Raw genomic sequence first — 6,628 nt, forward strand, 5'->3', positions numbered from 1 at the left:
ATGAACTGGTCGATCTCTTTCGAACCGCTCGTCTCCTGGCCGCTCTTCGGCCTGCTCTTCGTGCCGTTGCTGCTGCTGGCGCTGGTCGGCCTGTGGTTCCGCCAGCGCGGCTCGGCGCTGCGCTTCGTCGCGCTGCTCGCGCTTGCCGCGGCATTGCTCAACCCTGTCTTTCTCGCCGAGGAGCGCGACGCGCTGAAGAGCGTCGTCGCCCTTGTCGTCGACCGCAGCCAGAGCCAGGACATCGGCGACCGCACCAAGCAGACCGACGAGGCGCTGGCCGGGTTGCAGCAGCGTCTTGCCCGCTTCAAGCAGTTCGATGTCCGCGTCGTCGAGGCCGGCAAATCCGAAGCCGCCGACGAGCGCACCGAAACCAGGCTGTTCAGCGCGCTAGAGGGCACCTTCCGCGACGTGCCGCCGTCGCGCATTGGCGGCGCGATCATGATCACCGACGGCGAGGTGCATGATGCGCCTGCCGGAACGCCGGAGTTCAACGCGCCGCTGCATGCGCTGATCACCGGCAACGAGCATGAGAAGGACCGCCGCATCCGCTTCGAGAACGCGCCGCGCTTCGGCCTCGTCGGCAAGCCGCTCGACATGACCTACCGCGTCATTTCGACGGAAGGCAATGGCGCTCCGGTGGATGTGCGCGTCTCGGTCAATGGCGAGCAAGTCTCGGTCGAGCACGCGACCGTCGGACAGCCGATGAAGCTCTCGGTCACCATCCCCAATGCCGGCCGCAACATCGTCCAGCTCGGCATCGACCGCGAGCCGGGCGAACTGACCGACGCCAACAACCGGGCGATTGCGCTGGTCGACGGCATCCGCGAGAACCTGCGCGTGCTCTTGGTTTCCGGCGAGCCACATGCCGGCGAGCGCACCTGGCGCAACCTTTTGAAGTCGGATGCGTCGGTCGATCTCGTCCACTTCACCATTCTGCGTCCGCCGGAAAAGCAGGACGGCACGCCGATCAACGAGTTGTCGCTGATCGCCTTCCCGACGCGTGAGCTGTTCGTCGAGAAGATCAAGGATTTCGACCTGATCATCTTCGACCGCTACCAGCACCGCGACGTGCTGCCGATCCTCTATTACGATTACATCTCCGAATATGTCGAAAAGGGCGGCGCGCTGCTGATTGCCGCCGGTCCCGAATATGCCGGCGAAAACTCGATCGCGCGCACGCCGTTGAACAGCGCGCTGCCGGCAATGCCGACCGGCGAGGTGGTGGACAAGGCCTTCTATCCGCGCCTGACGGATCTCGGCCAGCGTCATCCGGTGACGCGCGGGCTCGATGGCTCGGCGAGCGACCCCCCGCATTGGAGCCGCTGGTTCCGCACCATCGGCGTCAAGAATCCGGAAGGCGAAGTGGTGATGAAGGGCGCCGACGACCGGCCCCTGCTGCTGCTCGACCGCAAGGGCGAAGGCCGTGTCGGCATGCTCTTATCTGACCAGGGCTGGCTATGGGCGCGCGGCTTCGAAAGCGGCGGCCCGCATGTGCAGCTCTACCGCCGCATCGCCCACTGGCTGATGAAGGAGCCGGAACTGGAAGAGGAGCGGCTGACCGCCGACGGCCGCGGCATGATGCTTGAAATCCGCCGTCAGACGATGAGCGACGACCCTGGCCCGGCCCAGGTGATCACGCCCTCGGGCAAAACGGTGACGGTAAAGCTCGAAAAGTCCGAGCCCGGGATTTTTACCGGCAGCCTGCAGACCAGTGAGATCGGCCTTTACCAGATCGGCAATGGCGATCTCACCGCGCTTGCGCATGTCGGCCCGATCAACGCGCCGGAATTCTCGGACGTGATCTCAACCGAGGATAGGCTGAAGGCGCCTGCCGAGGCGACCGGCGGCAGCGTGCGGCGGCTGGCTCCGTCATCGACGCTCGGCAATCTCGCCGGCGGCGTCACCTTGCCGTCGATCGTGCCGATCCGCTCTTCGGCGGCCGCTGCGGGCGACGACTGGATCGGCCTGCGCACCACCGACGACAGCGCGCTCAAGGCCGTATCGCGCGTGCCGTTGTTCGGCGGCTTCCTCGGCCTCGGCCTGCTGCTGCTCGCCATCGGCTCGATGTGGTATCGCGAAGGGCGGTAATCCCTTTCCTTCTCCCCGTTCCACGGGAAGAAGGTGCCCGAAGGGCGGATGAGGGGCGGCGCCATCCTTGGATTGAAGTCGGAGCTTGCCTCACCCCTCACCCTGCTCGGCCGGCAAGCCGGCCTCGCTGTCCCTCTCCCCGTAAACGGGGCGAGGGAAGAAAAGAAGCCCCTACTCTTCCGGCTCTGTCGTGAACAGCAGCGGATAGCCCTTGGCCTTGCCGGCATCCGTCGCCCGCGTGGCCTTGGTCTCGGCAATGTCGCGCGTAAACACCGCGACGACGCACACGCCGCGCGTATGCGCCGTGATCATGACGCGGTGCGCCTGATCCTCGCTCAGTTTGAACTCGCCTTTGAGCACAGTCACCACGAACTCGCGCGGCGTGAAATCGTCGTTGACCAGGATGAGCTTGTAGAGCTTCGGCCGCTCGGTCTTCGGCTGCGTCTTGACGCGGGGTTTGATAACGGTTTCGGGCATCGTATCCAGCAGCGAGCAACTGGGTTCTCGCTCTCATTTTGTCACGCGGGAAAACACACGTCCAACCCTCCGCGCGGCTGGCGACGGATTGGACGATCGACCTTATGTGGGGAAGCGCCGCCGGCGGGTCAACGGCCCTGGCGTCCGACCGGACGGCGCATCGCGGTTCCCGGTTTGCCCGGGACGGAGCCGCCATCGATGCTCGAGCCGCGTTCCATGAACGCAAAGAATATCCAGCCGGCAAGGCCGATCAGCGTTATGCCGGTCAGCACGATCAGGACCCAGGATTGCGCCGGGGTGATATAGTCGAAACTCGATGAGATCGCCGGCGCGAAGAGCTCGGGCTCGGTCCGGCCGCTGGCGGGATCCGGAACGGGGCTTGCGGTAAAAATGATCAACGATCGCGCCGCCGCGGTGGCGATCAGGCCACCGATGGTCAGCGAGCGCATCAGGGACGAAAACCGCTTCTTCATGCGGATTGCCCTACATCACCGGCATTGCGATCGGGTTAAGCGCTGCAACAGGCGCGGCGGAAGCTGCCGGCTGGGAGGCTTCTGTCGCGCGTAAGCCGCTCCGGCCGAAATGGCCGGAGCGGCTTTGCAAGATGATGCCGAGACCTGGTTCAGGTCTTCGGGGCGTCCTTCTTGTCGGTCTTATTGATGACCTTCTTCGTGGCAGCCTTCTTGTGCTTCTTGACGGTCTTCTTGGCGACTTTCTTCACCGGCTTCGCGGTGCTGTCGGCCGGAACAGCCGTGGTGGTCGCGGTCGAAGCAGCCGGGGCAGCGGTCGTCGTGGCGGCGGCGTTGCCGAGAGCCGGCATCGCGAAAGCGAGAGCAACACCGAGGCCGAGGGCGGAGAGGATGGACTTCTTCATGGCTTCATTTCCTTCTTTTTGCAGGTCTGGATGAGCGTCACTGAGCGGGATCGACCGGTGTCACTCCAAGCAGCTTCAAAGCATTTGCGAGCATCCGGATTCCCTGCGCCTGCTTCTTGTTGGCGCAGAACCGGATTCCCTTTCTTTGCAGTGCTTTCGCCGCGGTGACCTGCGTTGCCGCGGCATGGGTTTCGAGGGCTTCGTCAACTTGACGGCTCAGATTGGTGCAGCGCTCGCTCCGGGTGAGCGGCGCGACCTTTGCGGTGGAGGCGCCGGCCGCTGCGGTCACGAGCGATATGCTGAGCAAAGCACCCGTCACGCTGATCCAGAACCTCTGCATTGGTCTCGTCCGTAACTCCGGAAACTCGCGTCGCAGCCGATGACCCGACCGCCACGGCATCAGTTATGCCCTTGAAACTTTTCACCAGTTTTTCCCGACTGTAGAATTTTGTTTCTGGATTGTTTCTGGGGGATCGGGTTCGCGCGACGATCGCGGCACTGGCCAACATGTGGCCCGAATTCTATCGTGTGGGTGGATCGGCTAAGGGATGCCAGGCAACAGGATCATAGGTTTCGAGTGAAATCAGACGCGCACATACTGATCGTCGACGACGACAAGGGCATACGTGACCTGCTGCAGGAGTTTTTCCAGAAGCGCGGGCTGCGCACGACGGTGGCCGGCGACGGCACCGAGATGGAAGCGGTCCTGCGCCGCACGCCGGTGGACCTGATCGTTCTCGACGTAATGCTGCCCGGCAGAAGCGGACTCGAGCTTTGCCGCGATATCCGTGCCAACTATGCCACGCCGATCATCATGCTGACCGCGGTCACCGAAACGACCGACCGCGTGGTGGGCCTCGAAATGGGCGCTGACGACTATGTCCCGAAGCCCTTCGATCCACGCGAGCTTCTGGCCCGCATCCGCGCCGTGCTGCGACGCAACGGCAGCGCCGAGCCGCGTCGCCCCACAGCCAGGCAGATCTACCGCTTTGCCGGCTGGACAATGGATTTCGCGCGCCGCCGCCTGACGGCGCCCGACGATGTCCGGGTGGAACTGACGATGGCGGAGTTCAACCTGCTGCAGACCTTCGTCAAGAGCGCGCAACGCGTGCTTACTCGCGAGCAGTTGATCGAGCTTTCCGGCGGCGACTCCGGCTACAGCTTCGACCGCAGCGTCGACATTCTGGTGAGCCGCCTGCGCCGCAAGATGGAAGACGATCCGAAGACGCCGAAACTGATCCTGACCGTACGCAGCGGCGGCTACCAGTTCCTGCCCGAGACGACGTCCGAATGAAACGCTTCCTGCCGCAGACCCTGCCTGTCTGGGTGCTGCTCATCGTCATTGCCGGCCTCATGATCAGCCAGGTCGCGACGCTCTACATCGTCGCGCGCGATCGCGCCGCCGCCAACAGCGTGGTCGATCTCTACCGGTTGAACGACCGTGCTTATTCGCTGGTGCAACTGATGCATGACGCCACGCCCGAAGAGCGCAAGGCGACCGCGTCCGGTTTGTTCAACTCGACCTATGCGCTGACGGTTTCGGACACGCCCGCCGTCACCTCTTCGATCGCCGGCGACGACCAGCTGGCCGAGTTGGAGGACATCCTGGTCGGCCGCCTGTCGAAGTTCGGCGTCACCGACGCGCGCGTGCGACGCGATCCGGCCACCCAGGAGGCCGATGTCCCGGACGGCCAGGCGGTGAACAAGGATGTCGGCCAGGTCGAGCGCGACCTGCTGGTTCTGGCAGCCGATTTTGCCCAGAGCGACAAGCTGACCGCATCGCTGCGCTTTGCGGACGGACAGTGGCTGAACTTCACCGAGCCGATCACGCCGCCGGGGCCGATTCTGAGCCTCGACAGCCTGCCGCTCTACTCGCTGATTGCCGGGCTGGTCGTCGTTATGTCGATCTGGTCGCTGCGCCGGCTGACCGCGCCTTACCGGATGATGGAAACGGCGGTCAAGCGCATCGGCAACGACCTGAAGAGCCCGCCGATCGCCGAGAGCGGCAGCCGCGAGATCCGCGCCGCGGCAAAGGCGATCAACGCCATGCAGACGCGGCTGCGCGATTATGTCGAGGACCGCGAGCACCTTGCGGCGGCGCTGGCGCATGATCTGCGCACGCCGCTGACGCGAATGCGCCTGCGCCTCGAACTTCTACGCAGGTCGCCGGCGCGCGAGGCGCTTGCGCACGACCTCGCCGACATCGAAAGCATCGCCAGCTCGGTCATCGACTTCGCCAAATTCGAGGTGACCGAGGAAAAGGCCGAGCGGATCGATTTCTGGTCGCTGGTGGAATCGGTCGCGGACTCCTTCGACGGCGCGTCCTTAGACGAAGATGCGACCCCTTCGCGCGGCCTGATCTGCGTTGCGCGGCCGGTGGCGCTGCGCCGCTGTGTCACCAATCTCATCCAGAACGCGGTGACCTACGGCAAGAGGGCGCATCTCGGCGTGCGGCGATCGGGCGACACGATCACGCTTTCGATCCGCGACGAAGGCCCCGGCATCCCGCAGGCGAAACTGGACGCGGTGTTCGGCTCCTTCGTGCGACTGGAGGAATCGCGCAACCGCACGACCGGCGGACTCGGCCTCGGCCTCACCATCGCCCGCAACATCGCCCGTGGAGCGGGCGGCGAGGTCGATCTTTCCAATTATCCCGGCGGCGGCCTGCTGACCGAACTGCGGCTGCCCGTGGCAAGTTGAGTCAGCAGGCGGCTGCCTGACCTCACTACGCTACTGGATCGGCCGGCTCTTCCTTGTGATAGTGCCGCCCGTCTCGGCATGAGGAAACCACACCATGTTCTACGCTGTCCTTGCCTATCACGTCGAAGAGGCCGTCCAGTCCTGGACGCCCGATGAGGATGCCGCGTTGATGAAAGACCTGCTCGAGGTCAACGACAGGCTGACGCGCGAGGGCAAGCTCGGGCCGGCGGCCAGGCTCGGCGCGACGGCCGATGCCGTGACGCTGCGCGGTCCGGGGGACGGCATGGTCATCGACGGTCCCTTCGCCGAAACCAAGGAGCAATTGCTCGGCCTTTATGTCCTCGACTGCGCGAACCAGGACGAGGCGATCGCGGCCGCGCGCGACTTGAAGCGCGTCAATCCCTCCGCCGTCTACGAGATCCGGCCGATCATGCTCTATCTGCCAGGCGCGCCGCTGGCTGCTGGCGAGGAGTGAGAAGAGCCTGCCAC

At 64.7% G+C, this 6,628-nt stretch carries 8 protein-coding genes; 4 read left to right on the top strand and 4 right to left on the bottom strand.

Annotated elements, in window-relative coordinates; genetic code table 11:
- Positions 1–2,088 carry a hypothetical protein gene (locus AC0L2L_RS17690; RefSeq protein ID WP_473579848.1) on the top strand — a complete coding sequence of 696 codons (2,088 nt, stop codon included), beginning with the start codon at positions 1–3 and terminating at the stop codon, positions 2,086–2,088.
- Between the two features lie 171 nt (positions 2,089–2,259).
- Here AC0L2L_RS17690 and clpS read toward each other — a convergent pair whose 3' ends face one another.
- The 4 genes from clpS to AC0L2L_RS17710 all read right to left on the bottom strand — a co-directional run bounded on the left by clpS (position 2,260) and on the right by AC0L2L_RS17710 (position 3,779).
- A complete protein-coding gene (clpS, locus tag AC0L2L_RS17695) occupies positions 2,260–2,565 on the bottom strand; it encodes an ATP-dependent Clp protease adapter ClpS (protein ID WP_473579849.1) in 306 nt (101 codons plus the stop codon).
- A gap of 128 nt (positions 2,566–2,693) precedes the next feature.
- Positions 2,694–3,038, bottom strand: a complete 345-nt coding sequence (locus AC0L2L_RS17700; RefSeq protein ID WP_473579850.1) for a hypothetical protein — start codon at positions 3,036–3,038, stop codon at positions 2,694–2,696.
- Positions 3,039–3,187: 149 nt separating this feature from the next.
- Entirely contained in the window at positions 3,188–3,439 is a 252-nt protein-coding gene (locus AC0L2L_RS17705) for a hypothetical protein (RefSeq protein ID WP_473579851.1), read from the bottom strand.
- A gap of 37 nt (positions 3,440–3,476) precedes the next feature.
- The gene (locus AC0L2L_RS17710; protein ID WP_027164993.1) at positions 3,477–3,779 is read right to left on the bottom strand and encodes a hypothetical protein; all 303 of its coding nucleotides are present in this window, start codon (positions 3,777–3,779) and stop codon (positions 3,477–3,479) included.
- Positions 3,780–4,016: 237 nt separating this feature from the next.
- Between AC0L2L_RS17710 and AC0L2L_RS17715 the strand changes: the two genes are divergently transcribed.
- From AC0L2L_RS17715 to AC0L2L_RS17725, 3 genes are all read left to right on the top strand, one after another.
- Entirely contained in the window at positions 4,017–4,733 is a 717-nt protein-coding gene (locus AC0L2L_RS17715) for a response regulator (RefSeq protein WP_473579852.1), read from the top strand.
- Positions 4,730–6,139, top strand: coding sequence for an ATP-binding protein (locus AC0L2L_RS17720; RefSeq protein ID WP_473579853.1), 1,410 nt, complete (start codon positions 4,730–4,732; stop codon positions 6,137–6,139). Before AC0L2L_RS17715 ends, AC0L2L_RS17720 begins: the two co-directional genes overlap by 4 nt.
- A 94-nt stretch (positions 6,140–6,233) precedes the next feature.
- A complete protein-coding gene (locus AC0L2L_RS17725) occupies positions 6,234–6,614 on the top strand; it encodes a YciI family protein (RefSeq protein WP_473579854.1) in 381 nt (126 codons plus the stop codon).
- Positions 6,615–6,628 lie beyond the last annotated feature (14 nt).

This window comes from Mesorhizobium sp. WSM4832, assembly GCF_055811115.1.

Bases quoted from the DNA above. Each gene is read 5' to 3' on its own strand.
- AC0L2L_RS17700 (WP_473579850.1), bottom strand. From the start codon at position 3,038: ATGAAGAAGCGGTTTTCGTCCCTGATGCGCTCGCTGACCATCGGTGGC.
- AC0L2L_RS17725 (WP_473579854.1), top strand. From the start codon at position 6,234: ATGTTCTACGCTGTCCTTGCCTATCACGTCGAAGAGGCCGTCCAGTCC.
- AC0L2L_RS17690 (WP_473579848.1), top strand. From the start codon at position 1: ATGAACTGGTCGATCTCTTTCGAACCGCTCGTCTCCTGGCCGCTCTTC.
- AC0L2L_RS17720 (WP_473579853.1), top strand. From the start codon at position 4,730: ATGAAACGCTTCCTGCCGCAGACCCTGCCTGTCTGGGTGCTGCTCATC.
- clpS (WP_473579849.1), bottom strand. From the start codon at position 2,565: ATGCCCGAAACCGTTATCAAACCCCGCGTCAAGACGCAGCCGAAGACC.
- AC0L2L_RS17705 (WP_473579851.1), bottom strand. From the start codon at position 3,439: ATGAAGAAGTCCATCCTCTCCGCCCTCGGCCTCGGTGTTGCTCTCGCT.
- AC0L2L_RS17710 (WP_027164993.1), bottom strand. From the start codon at position 3,779: ATGCAGAGGTTCTGGATCAGCGTGACGGGTGCTTTGCTCAGCATATCG.